The following is a 17,341-nucleotide window of genomic DNA, read 5'->3' on the forward strand; positions in this document are numbered from 1 at the left end:
TCGGAAGGACAGCTCATGGAGCGGGCACCAGCCGGAACTTCCAGACCAAAAAGCCGGACTTGCCGGGCTCGTACACGGCGCTGGTTACCTGGTAGAGGCCTTCGTAGCGGTAGCCGCTGGCAGTTTCATCGTTGATTTTGCGGAAGACGCGCACGGGCTGACCAGTTTCCAGGCTACGGCGCAGCATCAGGTTTCGGCCCGTCATTTCCTGGTTAGTAACCTGCCGACCGGTGCGCGGGTCGCGGCCCCCGCTGCCGGAGTAGATGATATCTTCGTCCCGAAAGTCATCATCCTCGTACTGGTCGGCCAGAATGATAGAGTCGGCTCCTTCCAGCTCGCTGCCACTCACCCCGGCCCGGGTGGGCCGGTGCAGCCCCGCCCGGCTCAGCGCCAGCCGGTTTGCCAGCACGTCGCCGGGCCGGTAGTAGCTAATGTGACCGAAAACCGGCATTTGAGTAGGGTGCGGGGGTAGGAGGAGGTTAGAAACAAGTACCACAGGGAGTTGCCATATCCAGAGGTAAGTTATTTACGCTTCTTGCCCGTAGCCTGATAGATGTTGTTCCGGTGATAACGTGCCCATTCTACCCTTACGCGATGAGCTGGGTTGAGCTGTAAGGTACCCGGCAGACCTTGTATGTTAAAATGATCATCCAGAGTCCAAGCCCCCATGTCTAAGAGTACATGATGGTTAGGACATAAGCAAAGCAGATTATCAAGTGTATCAGGACCATGATGTGGGGCACCTAATGGCTGAAGGTGAGCAGCTTCCGCGTACGGCCGCACTTGATTTGCCAATCGTTGCAGACATACCTGACAGTGAAAGTCATATAGTTGCTTTACCTGCTGCATCAAGCGCGTGTCACGTACCAATCGATTAACATTACTGGCAATGCGTGGTGTTGGCTGATACACAACGGATGGCTCCTGAAGGTCAGCGTGATTTGTTGCAGTAGGAACAATATCGGAAAGCTGCTCCAACAAAAACCGCCAGATCATGAAACCAGAGCGCCCTCGCTCATAGGAGCAACTGGCCACAACGTAAAGTACGGCATACTGATAATACCAGGAGGAACGAATTCTGGCTGGGCGAATCTGGCGGATTACTCGAACAGGAGTTTGTTGCTCAAAGCTGCGGTGTAAAGCCAGATTACCACCCGTCAATGTTTGATCCGCAACCTGCGTTCCCTCCAAGTTTCCACCTTCACCAGTGTATAAGATGGTAGCACCCGCATCCCAATCATCCTCATAGCCTCCGGATAGCACTATAGCCTCAGCCGGAAAACCATTCAAGGACGAAATTCCTTTTATCCAGTCACGATGAAGCCCAGCCGCTTGTACCTCGCGTCGGTTCATAAACTCATGACCCGGAGCAATAGAGGGCAATGCACCTAGATGTACTGGATTTGGACGAGGCATACTTTACCGCTACTCTGGCACGTACTGGAGCACGCTCAGGTTGTCTTCGCAGAGAATATCGTTGGCCAGTTCCAGCAGCTCCGACGATGTGATGCGGTGCACCTGGTCGAAGATTTCGTTGATGCTTTCTACCCGGCCCAGATCGAGGGTGCGGTTACCAAGCAGCTGCATGAAGCCTCCGTTGCTTTCCTCCGCCATAGCCAGTTGGCCCATTAACTGGGCCTTCGCCTTGTGCAGCTGGGAGGTGCTTAGGGCCTGCTCCCGCAGGCGCTTCAGCTCCTTCTGCACTAGAGAAATCGTGCGGTTTACCTGCTTCTTCTCAGTTCCGAAGTAAATGCCGAATAGCCCGGTATCGGTGTATGGCGAATAACTGGAATCGATGGTGTACACCAAACCGTATTTCTCGCGCACAGCCAGGTTGAGGCGTGAGTTCATGCCGGGGCCGCCCAGCAGGTTGTTGAGCAGAATAAATGGAATTCGCCGCTCATCGTGCGTGGAATAGGCGGGGCCGCCAATCAGGCAGTGGGCCTGGGTAATGGGTTTGCGCTCAATGCGCTCCAGGCGCTGGTAGCCGCTAAACGGTACCCGTGGCCGCTCGCCCAGCTGGGCCGGCACCGGAGCCAGAAACTTGTCGGCCAGGCGCTTTACTTCCTTGAAGGGCAGGTTGCTGACGGAGCTGAACACCAGCCGGTCGGTGCGTACGTTTTCCTGCAGAAACTGCCGGAAATCGGCCTGCTGGAAGCCCGAAACACTTTCGCGGGTGCCCAGGATGTTGTGGCCCAGGGTGTGGCGGGCAAATACCACGTCGTCGAAGTCGTCGATGATGGCGTCCTCGGGCGCATCGTGGTACATGGCCATTTCCTCCAGAATCACGCCGCGCTCCTTCTCAATTTCCTTCTCGGGAAACACCGAATGGAACGTGAGGTCCGTGAGCAGCTCGAAGGCCCGCTCGAAGTGGGTGCTGAGCAGGGAGGCGTAAAAGCAGATTTTCTCCTTGGTAGTATAAGCGTTCAGCTCGCCGCCCACAGTTTCGAGGCGGTTGAGAATGTGGAAGCTCTTGCGCTTTTCGGTGCCTTTGAAGGCCATGTGCTCCCAGAAGTGCGCCAGCCCCAGCTGGTGAGGCTTTTCGTCGCGGGAGCCAATATCCAGCAGGAAGCCGCAGTGCGCGATTTTGGTGTGCAGAACTTGTTTATGCAGAACCCGGATGCCGTTAGGCAACTCGTACAGGTCGTAATCAGACATTTGATGGGGTCTTGGATAGGTTCGGAGCTGGAATATATCAGTCCCGGCCCTGTATAACCACGCAGCCATGCGCGTGGTTGCAAAGGTACGCGAAGGGGAAATGGTGAGATGGTAAAATAGTGAACGGGCGAATTGTCATGGCGAGCGGAGCTATCCTTTCTGACCAACAGCCTACCCCTTAAGATGTGATAAAGCCTTGACGTATGGTAGCGTCAAGGCCTTGTCACGTTATTAGGCTAATCACAGAAGGGAGGTAAGGATGGCTTCGATGCCCTCGCCATGACAGCTCACCAGTTCATTATTTCACCATCTCACTTTCTGCCAGAGCCGCCAGCAACTGCGAGGTCCGGATGCCGTGGGCGCAGCGGAAATGGCCGAGCGGGCACTTGCGGTAGCCATGCAGGCCGCAGGGCTGACATTCCAGCTTCTCTTCAATCTGCACTACCCTCGAAAACGGACTGAGCGGCCCAAACCCGAAGTACGGGACCGTGGAGCAGTACACGGCGCACACGGGCGCCCCCACCGCTGAGCACAGGTGCATGGGTGCCGAGTCGTTGACGTAGTTGAGGGTAGCGCCCCGCATCAGGGCCGCCGAGGCCAGCAACGAGAGCTTTCCGGCCAGGTTTATAACTCCCGCGCGGGTAGTGGCCGCCCTGATTCGCTCGCAGCCTTCCACGTCGGGCGGGCCGCCCAGCAGAAACACGGTGTACTGTGGGGGCAGGGCCGCCAGCAGCTTCAGCCACTGCTCCTCCGGAAACTGCTTGGTAAACCACACCGAGGTAGGCGCGATACAGATATAAGGCCGACCCCCGGCCAGCGCTGCCGCTTCGGCCGCAGCAGCTTCATCGGCGGGGGTAGGGTAGAGGCGGGGCGGCGTAACCGGGCCCGCGTAAGCCGGGTCCAGCAGGTGCAGGTTCCGGGATACTTCATGCACGCCCGCACCCATTACGTGCGGCACAGCCTTGGTAAAGCGGAAAGCAAACGGGTTCTTATCAAACCCAATCCGCTCCGGAGCCCCCGAAAACGCCGTCAGGAAACCCGTGGAGGCAAACCGCTGCAGCGTCACGACGCGCCCGTAATCGGCGCGACGAACCTGCTGAAGCAGGCGCCACAGCCCGCGGTATTTGTCTTTCTTCTTATCCCAGATAAGCACCTGCCGCACATGCGGGTGGTTTTTAAGCAGCCCCTCGTTGCCTTTGCGCACCAGAAAATCGACGGGCGTACCGGGCTCCGTGCGGTGCAGATGCTCCAGCAGCGCCGTGGCCAGAATCACGTCGCCGATGAAGGCAGTTTGAATAAGCAGGACGGCGGAATGGTTGGCGGGCTCAGGCATAGTGCAATAGCGGGCTACAAAGATACCGCTTAGCCGCAGGTTCGCCGCCTTTTTGTCTTATTACCCGGCGGAAGCGGCTGGTTACTGGCCGATTACAGAATGTCGCCCGCCCAAGAGGTTCCTGGGTAACCCGGTCAGGCGCCGAAGCCTTCCGGCTGGTATAGTTGCCGACACCTGCCCGGCCGGACCCGGGCGGGCGTCAGGTAGTAGGCAGATAGCCTTAAACGCCCGCAAAAGTGCTGGTCCGATGCCTTCGGCGCCGGACCGGGCCCGGCGGCCCGAACTAACTACCCGGAAGCGGCTAAAGCCGCCGGCTTCTGCCTAACTTGCCCCGGCCGCTTCGGCGGCTTTTTCTGGTTTTCGTTTGTGCCACCTTTTCCGCTTTCCGCCCATGCGCTACGGCTCTATCGCGCCCGAACTGTTTGTTGAGAACCGCCGCCGCTTCACCCAGCAGCTGCCCCCGGCTTCCCTGGCCATTTTCCACTCCAACGACGTCATGCCCACCAACGCGGATGGCACCATGCCCTTCCGCCAGAATAACGACCTGTTCTACCTCTCCGGCGTCGATCAGGAGGAAAGCATCCTGGTGCTTTTCCCAGATGCCGTGCTGCCCCAGTACCGCGAAATCCTTTTTCTGAAGGAAACCTCCGAGCACATTCTGGTCTGGGAAGGCTACAAGCTGACCAAGGAGCAGGCCCGCGCGCAAACCGGCGTGCGTACCATCATGTGGCTCGATTCGTTTAAAACGGTGCTGCCCGCCCTTATGAACGAGGCCGAAAACGTGTTCCTGAACACCAACGAGCATATCCGCTCGGTGGTAGAGGTAGAAACCCGCGACGCCCGCTTCATCAAGTGGATGCGCGAGGCCTACCCCCTGCACACCTACCGCCGTGCCGCGCCCATCCTGCACCACCTACGCGCCATCAAGAGCGACGAGGAAATCCGGCTGATGCGCCGCGCCGCCGACATTACCGAGCAAGCCTTCCGCCGCCTGCTGGGCTTTGTGCGGCCCGGCGTGATGGAGTATGAAATTGAGGCTGAAATCTTCCACGAGTTCCTGCGCAACGGCTCCCGCGGCCCAGCCTACGGCTCCATTATTGCCAGCGGAGCCAACGCCTGCATTCTGCACTACGTCAGCAACGACCGGCAGTGCCAGGATGGCGACGTGCTGCTGCTGGACTTCGGAGCTGAGTTTGCCAACTACGCCGCCGACCTCTCGCGCTCCATCCCCGTGAACGGCAAGTTCACGAAGCGCCAGCGCGATGTGTACGAGGCGGTGCTGCGCGTAATGAAATTTGCTACCTCCCAGCTGGTGGCTGGCAATAACATTGAGGAATACCACGCCGCTGTGGGCCGCAACATGGAGCAGGAGCTTATTAAGCTGGATCTGCTGAATGAGTCGGAGGTGAAAAACCAGGACCCGGCCGCCCCGCTCTATAAGAAGTATTTCATGCACGGCACCAGCCACTACCTCGGCCTCGATGTGCACGACGTGGGCGCCAAGTACCGCGTATTCGAGCCAGGCATGGTGTACACCTGCGAACCGGGCATTTACATCCGGGAAGAAGGCCTGGGCATCCGACTGGAAAATGATATTCTCATCACCAAATCCGGCAATGAGGACCTGATGAAGAATATTCCGCTGGAGGTCGCCGACATTGAGCGGCTGATGCAGCGCCAGAGCTAGTAGCCGACAGCTATTCTACAGTCTAGCTGCCCCCAAGAAGACGCTTCGTAGCCGGAGCGTCTTCTTTTTTTACATTTTATTTAATTGATTTTATCGTAGAAAAACTTTTACTGTTAAGCTAGGAGTACAAATCGGCTTAATATTGCCGTGTGTGAATATAATTAACTGAATATGTAGGGTTTGTGCCAGGAAAAATACCGGTCAAAATGGCTTTTTGCCGGTGCCGGGGCAACTTTATTGGACAAGGGAAGGTATAGGCGGATAGTTCGGAGGCATGCCGCCCGGATGGTGGCGGCTCCCACCTGTGCAATTCTTCCACCTAATTTCGCCCTCATGAGACATCTTTTAGCAACATCAACGGCCCTGGGTCTGACGCTTCTGGCGGCAGCCCCGAAGGCCCAGGCCCAGACCGCCGACCGCAGGACGGCTATCGGCCTAAACGTGAGTGCCATGCAGTACAAGGGCAACTTCGGCTCCGACTACTGGAAGTGGAGCGAGAACAAGTACGCGCCTGGCATCACCATTAGCCGTTACCTCTCCAGCGGCCTTGATCTGCAGCTGAGCGGCAACTATGTGGAGTTCAAGAAAAATGCCCCGGCCGGTGCTCCGTACTTCGGCAGCAACTTCGCTACCAACGTAGTGAACGTGAACCTGGGCCTGAAGCTGAAGCTCAACAACGGTTGGGCCCTGAAGGAAGACGCCTTCATTCAGCCCTACCTGCTGGCCGCACCGGGCTGGACGTACACCAGCCGCGAAGGCACCATCTTCCGCAACAACCAAACCATCAACACCGACCAGGACAAGAGCTACTTCGACCTGTTCGGGGCAGCCGGTATCAACTTCCGCCTGGGTGAGGGGGTAGGCCTGTTCGTGCAGACCGGTCAGCACATTCCGCTGAACGCCAACATCGACGGCGATCCTGCCCGCGACGACAACAAGTGGGACGACAAGTTCCTGCAGCATACCGTAGGCCTGAACTTTGCCCTGGGCAAAGCCAAGGATACCGACGGTGACGGTGTTTCTGACCGCAAAGACAAGTGCCCCGACACGCCCGCCGGCGTAGCTGTTGATGAAAACGGCTGCCCCCTCGACGGCGACAAGGACGGCGTTCCAGATTACCAGGATCAGTGCCCGACTGAAGCCGGTACGGCCGCTATGCAAGGCTGCCCCGACCGTGACAACGACGGCGTGGCTGACAAAGACGACCAGTGCCCCGACCAGGCTGGCCTGCCCGCTCTGCGCGGCTGCCCCGATGCCGACGGTGACGGCGTAGCTGACCAGAACGATAAGTGCCCCGGCACGCCGGCTGGTACGCAGGTAGATGCTAACGGCTGCCCGCTGGTAGTTGACGCCGACGGTGACGGTGTTCCGGACAACGCGGATAAGTGCCCCGATACCCCCCGTGGTGCCCGCGTAGATGCTAATGGCTGCCCCATGGAAATTGATCCGGGCGTACGTAAGCTGGAGCAACCCATCCGCTTTGAAACCAACAGCACCGTGATTAAGCGCACCTCGTACGGCACGCTCGATAAGATGGTGAAAGCCCTGAACGACCACCCTGAGTACAGCCTCCGGGTTATCGGCCACGCCGACTCGCGCGGTACCGATGAGTACAACCAGGCGCTGTCAGAGCGTCGGGCCGGCTCGGTGAAGCGCTACTTCACCGGCAAACGGGTTGACCCGGCTCGCATCGTGACGGAAGGTCGCGGCGAATCGGAGCCCGCCGCTCCGAACACCTCAGCGAAAAACATGTCGCAGAACCGTCGGGTAGAGTTCAAGTTTGAATTCTTCATCCCGAATGCTCCCCAGCCGTAAGGCGCGGTAGCACCCTGCAAAAAAGCGGCGTACCACGTGGTGCGCCGCTTTTTTTATGGCCTCTTCGGCTTGGCAGCGCCCGTAGGTGCCGGGCCGCAGGAACGGTTCGGCGGGCACTCCGTAGAAACTGAAAATTTCCTCCTTATTTCAACCTCATGAAACTTCGTCACTTTTCCTTTTTGCTGGCCCTGGCCCTGATGGTGCTGGCCGGCTGCCGCGCCAGCGGGCCCGGCTCCCCGGCACGCACCGTCGCTGAGTTTTTCAATAAGTATGAAAACCGGCCTGGCTTCAAGGCTACCGACTGGAGCGCCGGCCTGACCACCCGGTTTCTGCTGGGCCGTATTGCCAAAATCGGGGGCGACAATGACATTACCCAAGCGCTTACTTCCATCCGCAGCGCTAAAATCATCACCTTCGCGCCTACCACCGGTAGCGCCCGTAACCTGGTCACGGAAGGCTTGGACAAGGAGGTAGAGGGTTTGCTGGCCAATGAGCGGTACACGCCCCTGCCCATTTCCGCCTCCGCCGACAACCCCAACCAGCTGCGCTACTCCGTGCGCGAGCAGGGCGGCCGGGTCACGGAGTTTGTGGCGGTAGGCAAGCAGGAAGCCGCCGATTCATTCGTGCTGGTGTCGGTGGCCGGCAACTTCACCCGCGAGCAGGTCGGCCAGCTTTCCAAAGTGCTGCCCAACGTAATCAGCCAAACGGGTAACTAACCGGCTCCGCAAGCCGGGGCCACCCGCTGGCCCCGCCTAAAGTCAGGCCCGTATACCAAAAAAGGCTACCCCACTCGTGTGAGGTAGCCTTTTTTGATGCAGTAAACCGGCAAAAGAGCTGCGCTGAATCTAATGTGTAACGCTTACCGAAACTCGATAACGTTCACAAAGAAGACCTCACGGCTCTGACCCTTCTCTGGGTTAACGTGTTGGTAGCCGGAAGCCAGGAAGCGGCTGCCATACCAAGCGGTCAGGTGCTCCTGCTGGGTATTCACTGATTTCTCGGGGGCGCCCGTGGTGTTGGTTTGCAGTTTCACCTGCCAGTCGTTGGGGGCAGGGGCGGCCTGATCTACTATCTTGTAGTACAAGTCATCATCTTTCAGGTAGGCCATAACCAGCCGCCGGCCATCGGCGAGGGGGCGCACCCGCACCGTTTCGTGCAGGGAAAACTGCTCCACCTCTTTCATTAGAAAGGAGTTGTCCCAGAGTAGGTTGCCCTGCCGGTCGAAGCCGCAGATCAGAGTGTGGGTGGTGCGGTACCCATCGTTGCGGCGGCTGCCCATGGGGCTGTAGGCGCGCGAAAATGCCCCCAGGCCGGGGTAACCGTAGTTGTACAGGCTCCCGAAGTTGCTGTAGGTGCTGCTGTAGTTGTAGCGCGGGTAGTACACCTCGGCCACCAGCACGTAACCGTCAGGAGTGGGCATCATGTCATGCATGAGCAGGCGGTAGCGGTGGCGATACTGGCGGTCAGTGGCTTTCAGCCGCTCACTGCGCTGGCGCATGCGGGCTACCCGGGCCGGCTTCATAAAGTCGAAGAAGTGCTTCAGGTTCAGGAAGTCGTAGTAGCGCAGGGAGCGGCGCTGCCCGGTGGGAGTTACGCCCGCGTTCAAATCGGCGGCAAACAGGCCCTGGGAGTAGCGGGAGTCGCGCAGGGTGTAGGTGCCGGCCAGCAGGCGGGCCGCGCTGTCGCCGGGGCTAAGCTGGGCTTCCAGCAGGCCCCGCTCACTGCCGGCCTGCACAAACTCAGAGTGCAGCAGCTGCCCGTTGTCGGAGAGCTGCTTCAGCTGCAGCCGCGACTTAAAGCCGTTGGTTTCGCTCAAAATCAGCTCGGCCCGCTTGGTGACGGAATCGGCCAGAAAGGTAAAGCTGGCGGGTAGGGGCTCATACACGGAAGGCAGAAACCGGAAAGTGGCCGTCTTCAGATCCAGCAGCAACAGGGTCAGGTGCATTTCCACCTCTACGGTTACAAACAGGTTGCCATCCAGGGCTTTCAAATCGTGCACCTCGCGGGCCCGCTTGGTTTTGAACTCGCCGGTGCCCAGCTCGCCCGTACGGGTGTCGAAGGCCGCCACCCACAGGGTGCCTTCCGTGGTGCCCTGAAACAAGGCGTACACATCGGTGCCTTCCGCGCAAATCTGCCGGAACTCGTAACCCCGCGGTACGGACAGCGGAACAACTTTGCTGGGCCGCAGCCGGTAGTCAAACTTCTGAAAGGTGTACTCCGTTTTGCCGGCCAGCACGGGGTCTTTTTCTACCAGCAGCACAACACTGCTGTCTTCGGGCAGAGGCTGCACCAGCACGTCGCTGGTGTAGCGTTCCAGCGGCAGCTCCAGCCGGTAGGGCTGGGTGGGCTCCAGAGGAGGTTTGGGCGGAAGTTTGGGGTTCTGGGCCAGCACTGCCCGAAGGCAGAGCAACAAGCTGAACAACACGTACAGACGTTTCATAGCAAAGACCAGAAGGAATAGAAACCGCTGGCTAAGTAAGATACGGCGAAAGCCGCGTAACACCTAGCTCCTGGCTGATTGCATACGGCATTTTCGCAGGAATAGCGCGGCCTGCCCGGGCCTAAAAAAACACTACCCCTGCTGAGGCCAGCAAGGGTAGCATACAAGCCCAAAATCGGCCCGGCCGCTTAGCTGCCTAGCTCCAGCAGCACGTCGAATTCTTCGGGTTTCAGGGGCATTACGGAAAGCCGCGACTGACGCAGCAGCCCGATTTGGGTGAGGCGGGCGTCCTGCTTGATCTGGGCCAGGGACACCGGGCGGGGTAGGGGCTGGTGGGGCTTCAGGTGCACGGCCACCCAGTTGCTGCCTTCCTCGGCCGTAGTATCGGGGGCGGCGGGGGCGGCCACGGCAGCAATACCCACTACCTGCTTGTCCGTGACGCTGTGGTAGTACAGCACCAGGTCGCCGGGCTGCATTTGCTGCAGAAAGTTGCGGGCCTGAAAGTTACGGACGCCAGTCCAGTCGGTGCCGCCGTCGCGGGTGAAATCGGCCCAGGAGTAGGCCGCGGGTTCAGATTTAACGAGCCAGTAATTCATAGCCCGCAAGCTACGAAAGAAGCCCAAGTGCCGCCCAGACTAGTGCACACGGCGAGCGTGCAAGGTTTGCTTGTCTATCAGCCTAACCTCCAGCAAATACCCTTGCCACGTATTGTCAAGAAACCGAATGCGGTACTTGTTGGCGTCTTCCCGGGTCCAGATGCCGGGGCGAAATTCCACGCCATCGGCGGGGGCTATGCCTTGCTCCTGGAACTGGCCATCGGCCTCTAACCGAAAGCTCTCGTAGCCCCGGCCCGTGGGGGGCTCCCGCTTGAAGACAAGGAACTCATCCCCGTCTTCCTGGAAGGTGTTGTACCAGGTCTGGCCGAACAACAGTTCAGCTGGCACCGAGGATTGTTCTTTCTTGCAACCGCTCAGTAAGATGAGCAATACGAAGCATAGAAGGTAGGAAGCACGCATAAGACAAGGAGATTAGTCCTTCTATGTGAGCCTCATGCCCGCCGGATAGTTGCATGGGGCTAGGGTTCTACCCGGCGCACTTTCAGCACGTCGTTTTCCAGGGACACGATTTCCAGCGTGTAATCGGGGTCTTTCTTGTCGTCGAGGGTGATGCGCAGGGAGTGGTCGGAAATGGCGCTCCAGCGGCCTTTGCGGCCCTCAATGCCATCAGTGGGGGCTATGTCGTACTGCGTAAACAGACCGTTGTGGTCGAAGGCAAAACCCGTACGGCCCCGGGAGGGCGGGAAAGCATAGGTGTTGGGACGGTACACCTGCACCTTGCCCTGATCTTCTTCGTGGGCGTGCAGCCAGGTGCGCTCCAGCTGCTTGAGCTGGCCAGCGGCGCGCGGGTCGGGGCTGCAGGTAGCGGCTAGAAGAAGCACGCTCAGACAGCATAGCAAAGCAAACAGACGCATGGATTTCCGGTTTGAGAAGGGGTAGGAGGAAGTTGAAAAGCGCAAACAGCCATTTACCTACGGCTTGCGTACCAGAAGAAGGCTATTGGGGACCTGTCTTTTGCCCCCAAGGTAGTAAAATCGGGGGCGGGGAACCTGTTTTGGCCCCACGCATCCGAAAGCCTCTCCCACAAGTTACCTTTGCCCGCCATGGACAACCGCGCCCTTATCCGAGCCTTCCGCCTCACGGCTCAACTTCTGGAACTGCACGAGGAAAATCCGTTTAAAATCCGGGCCTACGAGGGCACTGTCAATGCCCTGGAGCAGCTGAGCGTGCCCGTAGCCGATATTGAGCGCCACGGCCTCCCGGACCGCACCGGCCTAAGCAAAACCGCCGCCGCCAAGGTGGCCGAAATGCTGGATACGGGCTCGTTTGAGGAACTGACGCGCCTACTGAGCATCACGCCGCCCGGTGTTATTGAGCTGCTGAACATCAAAGGCATCGGGCCCAAAAAAATTCGGGCCCTGTGGAAAGAGCTGGGCATCGAAAGCCCCGAGCAGCTACGCCAGGCCGCCGAAAACGACGAGGTGAGCAAGCTCAAAGGCTTCGGCAAGAAAACCCAGGACTCGATTCTGGCCGCCCTGGAGTTTACCAGCCAAAGCCAGGGCAAGCTGCTTTACCCTCAGGCCGAGGAGCTGGCCGAAGACCTGGCCCGCCGGGTGCGGGAGGTGGCCGGCGTGGAGCAGGCCGCCGTGGCCGGTGAGGTGCGCCGCCGCCTCGAAACCGTAGAAACTGTGCTGCTGGTAGTAGCCACCACCCAGCCCGCTCAGGTGCACGAGCTGCTTGATCAGCTGGAAGGCATTACGCCCGATACCCAACGCAGCGGCCCCTTTGCGTGGCGCGGCACGGCTACTACCTCCGGCGTGAAGGTGGAAATTATCCTGGCTACGCCCGCTAGCTTCACTAACCAGCTGCTGCTGCACTCCGCCGCCGAGCCTCACCTTAGCGGCACTATTGCGGAGGAGGCCCGGCCGGGCCAGCCCGCTACCCTGCGCCAGTGGTTGAAACGGGAGCGGTTTGCCACGGAGCAGGACCTGTACCAGCGCGCCGGCCTGCAGTACGTTGAGCCCGAACTGCGCGAAGGCCTCGGCGAGCTGGCTCTGGCCCGCGAAAACAAGCTGCCTACCCTGCTCACCGACGCCGACCTGCGAGGCTCCCTGCACAACCACAGCACCTACTCCGACGGCAGCCACAGCCTCCGCGAAATGGCCACCTTCCTGCGCGACCAGGGCTACGAGTACCTGGGCATCTGCGACCATTCGCAGGCGGCACACTACGCCAACGGCCTGCAGCCGGAGCGCGTGCGCCAGCAGCAGCGCGAAATTGATGAGCTGAATCAGGAGCTGGCGCCCTTCCGCATTTTCAAGGGCATCGAGTCGGATATTCTGTCCGATGGCTCCCTGGACTACACCCCTTCGGTACTCGAAACCTTCGATTTCATTGTGGCCTCGGTGCACTCCAACCTGAAAATGGATGAGCGCAAAGCCACCGCCCGCGTACTGCGCGCCATCGAGAACCCCTACACCACCATGCTGGGCCACCCCACGGGCCGCCTGCTGCTGCGCCGCGAAGGCTACCCCCTCGACCACAAGGCCGTGATTGATGCCTGCGCCCAGCACAATGTCATCATCGAAATCAACGCCAACCCCTGGCGCCTCGACCTGGATTGGCGCTGGGTGCATTACGCTTTGGATAAGGGCGTGCAGCTTAGCATCAACCCCGATGCCCACCACACCAACGGTTACGCCGACATGCGCTACGGCGTGCTGATGGGCCGTAAAGGCGGCCTGACCAAGGAAATGACCTTCAATACGAAGTCGGCGGAGGAAGTGGCCGCGTATTTCGCCCAGCGCAAAGCCGGCATCAAGGCGCCGCTGGAGTTCAAGGATTCACTGTTTGGATGAGTAGGGAAGAGGTGATGGGGTGACAAGTGAATGGTGACAGGTGGTTGATAACCCGTCATGCTGAGCGAAGGCGCAGCATCTCGCCCGCATCGTTAGAGTTGGTTTGGCAGAGTCAGCATGCGAGATGCTTCGACTCCGCTCAGCATGACGTTCCTCTTACCTGTCACCATTCACCTCATCACCTCATTACCACTGACCCCCCCATGAAAATTCTGGTTCTGCGCTTTTCTTCCATCGGCGATATTGTGCTGACGACACCTGTGGTGCGGTGCCTGAAGCTGCAGGTGCCGGGGGCGCAGGTGCATTTCGCAACCAAGCCTGCCTTCCGCAGCTTCCTGGAGCCCAATCCCTACATCGATAAGGTGCACTGCCTCAGTGGCTCCCTGCAGGAGCTGGTGGCCGAGCTGCGGGCCGAAAAGTTCGATTTCATCGTGGACCTGCACCACAACCTGCGCACCACCCTCATCAAAGCTCAGCTCGGGGTGAAGTCTACCGCTTTTGACAAGCTAAATTGGCGTAAGTGGCTGCTGGTGCGCTTTAAAATCGACACCCTACCCCGCGTCCACATCGTGGACCGGTACCTGGAGGCGGCCGCGCCGCTGGGGGTGAAAAACGACGGGCAGGGGCTGGATTACTTTATTCCGGCCCGGGATGAGGTGGCGGTAGTTACCGTGCTGCCCCCGGCGTTTCAGCGGGGCTACGTGGCCTTTGCCATCGGGGCCCAGCATGCCACCAAGCGTCTGCCTGTAGAGCGCATTATTGAGCTGTGCGGCCTGCTTCGGCAGCCGGTAGTGCTGCTCGGCGGCCCCGAAGATGAAAGCACCGGCCACGTTATCGAGCTGGCTTTTGACAGCCAAACGGTGGCCTCGCCGCCTGCCCCTGGCCACATTCCGGCCAGCCCGTACTATTTCCCTACCCCCGCCGACCCGGCAGAGTCACAGACGGTTATTTTCAACGCCTGCGGCAAGTTCAACCTGAACCAGTCGGCCTCGCTGGTGCGGCAGGCCCGCCTGGTAGTCAGCCACGATACCGGCCTGATGCACATTGCAGCGGCCTTCCGGAAAGAGATATTCAGCGTGTGGGGCAACACCGTGCCGGAGTTTGGCATGTACCCGTACCGCACGGAATTTCGGGTGCTGGAAGTGCCGGGGCTGCCCTGCCGGCCGTGCTCTAAAATCGGCTACGAAAAGTGCCCGCAGGGCCATTTCCGCTGCATGCGCGACATCACCTTCAACCTCGACCTGCCACCCGCCCGCGACGGCCGGTAAAATTCAATTTCTTCGGGCAGCACAGCGCATCAGGAAGGTGCATTACTCCATTTGCCAGCTGATTGGCCTGTCAGAATCCTAAAACTGCGTGGCCTTTTTGCCCTTAGGCCGGACCGGCTGCTTTGCTTCCTTGCCGGCGAAAGGCGCGTTAGGGCAGGCAACCGGAAGTGGACGAGAATTTCACGGCAAGGTTTCTGGTTGCAGGCGCCAATTATCCGGCGTGGGAGGCTTTGCACTGCGGTAGGGGGTAGGGCGAGCCCATAAAGTGAGGCCGTTTATGTTACTGTCTGCGGCCTCGCGCCGTATGCTGTAGCCGGGCTATTCTTCTTCCTTGCTAATGCCAACCGCAACTACTGCTACCCCATCTGTTCTGGTGAAAGTCGGGCCTGAGGCCTTGCTGGCCGAAATTCAGGCCGGCCGCCATACCTACCTCATTGATGAGCCCGTGGCCGTTGGCGGCCAGGACCGCGGCCCCACGCCCTACGACCTGCTGCTGTCGGCCCTGGGAGCTTGCACGGCCATTACGCTGCGCCTTTACGCCTCTCAGAAACACTGGCCCCTCGAAGGCATTGAGGTGCGCCTGCGCCACCAGCGCGTACACCGCCACGACTGCGAGAAATGCGAGCAGGCCGGCGAAATGCTGGAAGAAATTCAGAAAGAGCTTTGCCTGTTGGGCCCCCTCACGCCGGAGCAGCGCCAGCGCCTCCAGCTGATTTCCGAGAAGTGCCCCGTTCAGAAAACCTTGACCAGCGGCGCCCTGCGCGTTGTAACCACCGTGGTGGGGTAGCAACTTGGCGTCCGTATGCTTATCATATCGGTAAATAGCTACTCCTATGTCTCTCTGCCAGCACTTACAAGCCATTGAAACTGTAGTTCCTGTACCGGCTAACCCAGTATGTACTGAGTGCCTGGCCTTGGGTGATACCTGGGTGCATCTGCGCGTATGCCAGGATTGCGGCCATGTTGGCTGCTGTGACTCCTCGAAAAACAAGCACGCTACCCATCACTTTCAGGCCACTCAGCACCCCGTGGTTGTTTCTGCCGAACCCGGCGAACAATGGGCCTGGTGCTATGTGGATAGTCAAATGGGAGAGTACTGATCAGATCAGTAAGACTAAAAAAGCCCGTCCAAATTGCTTTGGACGGGCTTTCTTTAAATCAGGAAGAACCGCTAGCCAATCTTGCTGAAGCCGCAGTAGCTGTGCAGCACTTCCGGCAGGTGGATGCCGTCTTCCTGCTGGTTGTTTTCGAGCAGGGCCGCCACAATGCGGGGCAGGGCCAGAGCCGAGCCGTTGAGCGTGTGCAGCAGCTGGGTTTTGCCGTTTTCGGCGCGGTAGCGCAGCTTGAGGCGGTTGGCCTGGTAGGTTTCGAAGTTCGAGCACGACGATACTTCCAGCCACCGGCCCTGGGCCGCCGACCATACCTCCAGGTCATAGGTCAGGGCCGAGGTAAAGCCCATGTCGCCGCCGCAGAGGCGCAGCACACGGTAGGGAAGCTGCAGCTTCTGGAGCAAGCCTTCAATGTGGGCCAGCATTTCCTCCAGCTGGGTGTAGCTCTGCTCGGGGTGGGCAATCTGCACGATTTCGACCTTATCGAACTGGTGCAGGCGGTTGAGGCCGCGCACATCGGCACCCCAGGAGCCAGCCTCGCGGCGGAAGCAGGGCGTGTAGCCGGCGTTGCGGATGGGCAGCTTCTCGGTGGCTACAATCTCGTCGCGGTAGAGGTTGGTAATCGGGACTTCCGCCGTTGGGATGAGGTAGAGGTTGTCCTGGGCATCGTGGTACATCTGGCCCTCCTTGTCGGGCAGCTGGCCCGTGCCGTAGCCTGAAGCCTCATTTACAAGCACCGGCGGCTGAATTTCGGTGTAGCCGGCGTCGCGGGCCTCATCCAGGAAAAAGTTGATGAGCGCACGCTGCAGACGGGCCCCCTGGTTTTTGTACACCGGGAAACCCGCCCCGGTAATTTTAACGCCCAGGTCGAAGTCGATGATGTCGTACTTCTTGATCAGCTCCCAGTGAGGCTGGGCATTGGCGGGCAGTGTAGGCTGCTGGCCCACCTCGCGCACTACCTCGTTGTCCTGGGCCGAGCGGCCTTCGGGTACGCTGCTGTGAGGCAGGTTGGGCAGCTTATAGAGGGTTTGCTGCAGGGCTTCCTCTACCTGGCTCAGCTCCTCGGCGTGAGCTTTGGTTTGCTGCTTCAGCTCGGCGGTACGCAGCTTCAGCGTTTCGGCCCCGGCTTTGTCGCCGCTTTTCATCAGGGCCCCAATCTGGCGGGCCAGGTCATTGGCTTCGGCCTGCCCCGAGTCGTGGGCCGTTTGTAAATCCTTGCGCCGCTGATCAAGGGCCAGAATAGCCTGCACATCGGCTTCGGCGGTTTTGTAATGTTTTTTGGCCAGGCCGGCCAGCACCGCATCGGTGTGCTCTCTCAGGACAGAAACTTGCAGCATAACAGCAGAAAACGCAGAATGGAATAAGACAAAAGTAAACGGCTTATTTAATAGATGAGGAGCCAGCCGTAAAAATCAGGGCCTGCGGGCCGAGCGGCCGGCCGCTGGCTCACCCCGAATTAGGGCCTCTGGGGAATGATAATTGCCCCGGAAAAGTTAGAGAGTAATTACCTGGCTGGGTGTATCCTTTTGGGCCGAAGCTGCGTTATGAAACCGAGCAGCAAAATCTCTGCTGTAATTTGGCAGTTCCGGCACATTGCGTTAACATTGCAAGTAGTA

Annotated in this window: 16 protein-coding genes; 7 read left to right on the top strand and 9 right to left on the bottom strand. The window is 59.4% G+C overall.

Annotation, left to right across the window (positions count from 1 at the left end):
* Positions 1 to 13: 13 nt before the first annotated feature.
* The 4 genes from FGZ14_RS19800 to FGZ14_RS19815 form a co-directional block, all read right to left on the bottom strand.
* Positions 14 to 451, bottom strand: coding sequence for a YDG/SRA domain-containing protein (locus FGZ14_RS19800; protein ID WP_139925878.1), 438 nt, complete (start codon positions 449 to 451; stop codon positions 14 to 16).
* A 71-nt stretch (positions 452 to 522) separates the two neighbouring features.
* Positions 523 to 1,416, bottom strand: coding sequence for a YDG/SRA domain-containing protein (locus FGZ14_RS19805; protein ID WP_139925879.1), 894 nt, complete (start codon positions 1,414 to 1,416; stop codon positions 523 to 525).
* 9 nt (positions 1,417 to 1,425) lie between these two features.
* Positions 1,426 to 2,658, bottom strand: a complete 1,233-nt coding sequence (locus FGZ14_RS19810) for a pitrilysin family protein (RefSeq protein WP_139925880.1) — start codon at positions 2,656 to 2,658, stop codon at positions 1,426 to 1,428.
* A 298-nt stretch (positions 2,659 to 2,956) separates the two neighbouring features.
* A complete protein-coding gene (locus tag FGZ14_RS19815) occupies positions 2,957 to 3,991 on the bottom strand; it encodes a glycosyltransferase family 9 protein (RefSeq protein ID WP_139925881.1) in 1,035 nt (344 codons plus the stop codon).
* A 391-nt stretch (positions 3,992 to 4,382) separates the two neighbouring features.
* Between FGZ14_RS19815 and FGZ14_RS19820 the strand changes: the two genes are divergently transcribed.
* The 3 genes from FGZ14_RS19820 (at position 4,383) to FGZ14_RS19830 (ending at position 8,209) form a co-directional block, all read left to right on the top strand.
* Entirely contained in the window at positions 4,383 to 5,678 is a 1,296-nt protein-coding gene (locus FGZ14_RS19820) for an aminopeptidase P N-terminal domain-containing protein (protein ID WP_139926175.1), read from the top strand.
* Positions 5,679 to 6,011: 333 nt separating this feature from the next.
* Entirely contained in the window at positions 6,012 to 7,493 is a 1,482-nt protein-coding gene (locus FGZ14_RS22275; RefSeq protein WP_139925882.1) for an OmpA family protein, read from the top strand.
* Positions 7,494 to 7,648: 155 nt separating this feature from the next.
* Positions 7,649 to 8,209, top strand: coding sequence for a DUF4252 domain-containing protein (locus tag FGZ14_RS19830; RefSeq protein ID WP_139925883.1), 561 nt, complete (start codon positions 7,649 to 7,651; stop codon positions 8,207 to 8,209).
* A 143-nt stretch (positions 8,210 to 8,352) separates the two neighbouring features.
* On the opposite strand, the gene FGZ14_RS19835 is transcribed toward FGZ14_RS19830, so the two are convergent.
* From FGZ14_RS19835 to FGZ14_RS19850, 4 genes are all read right to left on the bottom strand, one after another.
* The gene (locus tag FGZ14_RS19835; protein WP_139925884.1) at positions 8,353 to 9,933 is read right to left on the bottom strand and encodes a hypothetical protein; all 1,581 of its coding nucleotides are present in this window, start codon (positions 9,931 to 9,933) and stop codon (positions 8,353 to 8,355) included.
* A gap of 188 nt (positions 9,934 to 10,121) precedes the next feature.
* Positions 10,122 to 10,529, bottom strand: a complete 408-nt coding sequence (locus FGZ14_RS19840) for an EVE domain-containing protein (protein WP_139925885.1) — start codon at positions 10,527 to 10,529, stop codon at positions 10,122 to 10,124.
* A 39-nt stretch (positions 10,530 to 10,568) separates the two neighbouring features.
* The gene (locus FGZ14_RS19845) at positions 10,569 to 10,949 is read right to left on the bottom strand and encodes a hypothetical protein (protein ID WP_139925886.1); all 381 of its coding nucleotides are present in this window, start codon (positions 10,947 to 10,949) and stop codon (positions 10,569 to 10,571) included.
* Between the two features lie 59 nt (positions 10,950 to 11,008).
* Positions 11,009 to 11,404, bottom strand: coding sequence for a hypothetical protein (locus FGZ14_RS19850; RefSeq protein ID WP_139925887.1), 396 nt, complete (start codon positions 11,402 to 11,404; stop codon positions 11,009 to 11,011).
* 189 nt (positions 11,405 to 11,593) lie between these two features.
* On the opposite strand from FGZ14_RS19850, the gene FGZ14_RS19855 reads away from it, so the two are divergent.
* From FGZ14_RS19855 to FGZ14_RS19870, 4 genes are all read left to right on the top strand, one after another.
* Complete coding sequence (locus tag FGZ14_RS19855; RefSeq protein ID WP_139925888.1) at positions 11,594 to 13,348, top strand: helix-hairpin-helix domain-containing protein; 1,755 nt, start codon at positions 11,594 to 11,596, stop codon at positions 13,346 to 13,348.
* Between the two features lie 203 nt (positions 13,349 to 13,551).
* Positions 13,552 to 14,616: a glycosyltransferase family 9 protein gene (locus tag FGZ14_RS19860; protein ID WP_139925889.1), complete on the top strand. Its 1,065-nt coding sequence runs from the start codon at positions 13,552 to 13,554 to the stop codon at positions 14,614 to 14,616.
* Between the two features lie 337 nt (positions 14,617 to 14,953).
* Positions 14,954 to 15,403: an OsmC family protein gene (locus tag FGZ14_RS19865; RefSeq protein WP_139925890.1), complete on the top strand. Its 450-nt coding sequence runs from the start codon at positions 14,954 to 14,956 to the stop codon at positions 15,401 to 15,403.
* A 46-nt stretch (positions 15,404 to 15,449) separates the two neighbouring features.
* Entirely contained in the window at positions 15,450 to 15,716 is a 267-nt protein-coding gene (locus FGZ14_RS19870) for a UBP-type zinc finger domain-containing protein (protein ID WP_139925891.1), read from the top strand.
* Positions 15,717 to 15,787: 71 nt separating this feature from the next.
* Here the strand turns inward: FGZ14_RS19870 and serS are convergent, their stop codons facing one another.
* Positions 15,788 to 17,062 carry a serine--tRNA ligase gene (gene serS, locus FGZ14_RS19875; RefSeq protein WP_139925892.1) on the bottom strand — a complete coding sequence of 425 codons (1,275 nt, stop codon included), beginning with the start codon at positions 17,060 to 17,062 and terminating at the stop codon, positions 15,788 to 15,790.
* Between the last annotated feature and the right edge of the window lie 279 nt (positions 17,063 to 17,341).

Origin of the sequence: Hymenobacter sp. DG01 (assembly GCF_006352025.1) — a bacterium.
GTDB lineage: Bacteria > Bacteroidota > Bacteroidia > Cytophagales > Hymenobacteraceae > Hymenobacter.

Coding starts and splice junctions, on each gene's coding strand:
- FGZ14_RS19800 (WP_139925878.1), bottom strand. CDS start 451: ATGCCGGTTTTCGGTCACATTAGCTACTACCGGCCCGGCGACGTGCTG.
- FGZ14_RS19805 (WP_139925879.1), bottom strand. CDS start 1,416: ATGCCTCGTCCAAATCCAGTACATCTAGGTGCATTGCCCTCTATTGCT.
- FGZ14_RS19810 (WP_139925880.1), bottom strand. CDS start 2,658: ATGTCTGATTACGACCTGTACGAGTTGCCTAACGGCATCCGGGTTCTG.
- FGZ14_RS19815 (WP_139925881.1), bottom strand. CDS start 3,991: ATGCCTGAGCCCGCCAACCATTCCGCCGTCCTGCTTATTCAAACTGCC.
- FGZ14_RS19820 (WP_139926175.1), top strand. CDS start 4,383: ATGCGCTACGGCTCTATCGCGCCCGAACTGTTTGTTGAGAACCGCCGC.
- FGZ14_RS22275 (WP_139925882.1), top strand. CDS start 6,012: ATGAGACATCTTTTAGCAACATCAACGGCCCTGGGTCTGACGCTTCTG.
- FGZ14_RS19830 (WP_139925883.1), top strand. CDS start 7,649: ATGAAACTTCGTCACTTTTCCTTTTTGCTGGCCCTGGCCCTGATGGTG.
- FGZ14_RS19835 (WP_139925884.1), bottom strand. CDS start 9,933: ATGAAACGTCTGTACGTGTTGTTCAGCTTGTTGCTCTGCCTTCGGGCA.
- FGZ14_RS19840 (WP_139925885.1), bottom strand. CDS start 10,529: ATGAATTACTGGCTCGTTAAATCTGAACCCGCGGCCTACTCCTGGGCC.
- FGZ14_RS19845 (WP_139925886.1), bottom strand. CDS start 10,949: ATGCGTGCTTCCTACCTTCTATGCTTCGTATTGCTCATCTTACTGAGC.
- FGZ14_RS19850 (WP_139925887.1), bottom strand. CDS start 11,404: ATGCGTCTGTTTGCTTTGCTATGCTGTCTGAGCGTGCTTCTTCTAGCC.
- FGZ14_RS19855 (WP_139925888.1), top strand. CDS start 11,594: ATGGACAACCGCGCCCTTATCCGAGCCTTCCGCCTCACGGCTCAACTT.
- FGZ14_RS19860 (WP_139925889.1), top strand. CDS start 13,552: ATGAAAATTCTGGTTCTGCGCTTTTCTTCCATCGGCGATATTGTGCTG.
- FGZ14_RS19865 (WP_139925890.1), top strand. CDS start 14,954: ATGCCAACCGCAACTACTGCTACCCCATCTGTTCTGGTGAAAGTCGGG.
- FGZ14_RS19870 (WP_139925891.1), top strand. CDS start 15,450: ATGTCTCTCTGCCAGCACTTACAAGCCATTGAAACTGTAGTTCCTGTA.
- serS (WP_139925892.1), bottom strand. CDS start 17,062: ATGCTGCAAGTTTCTGTCCTGAGAGAGCACACCGATGCGGTGCTGGCC.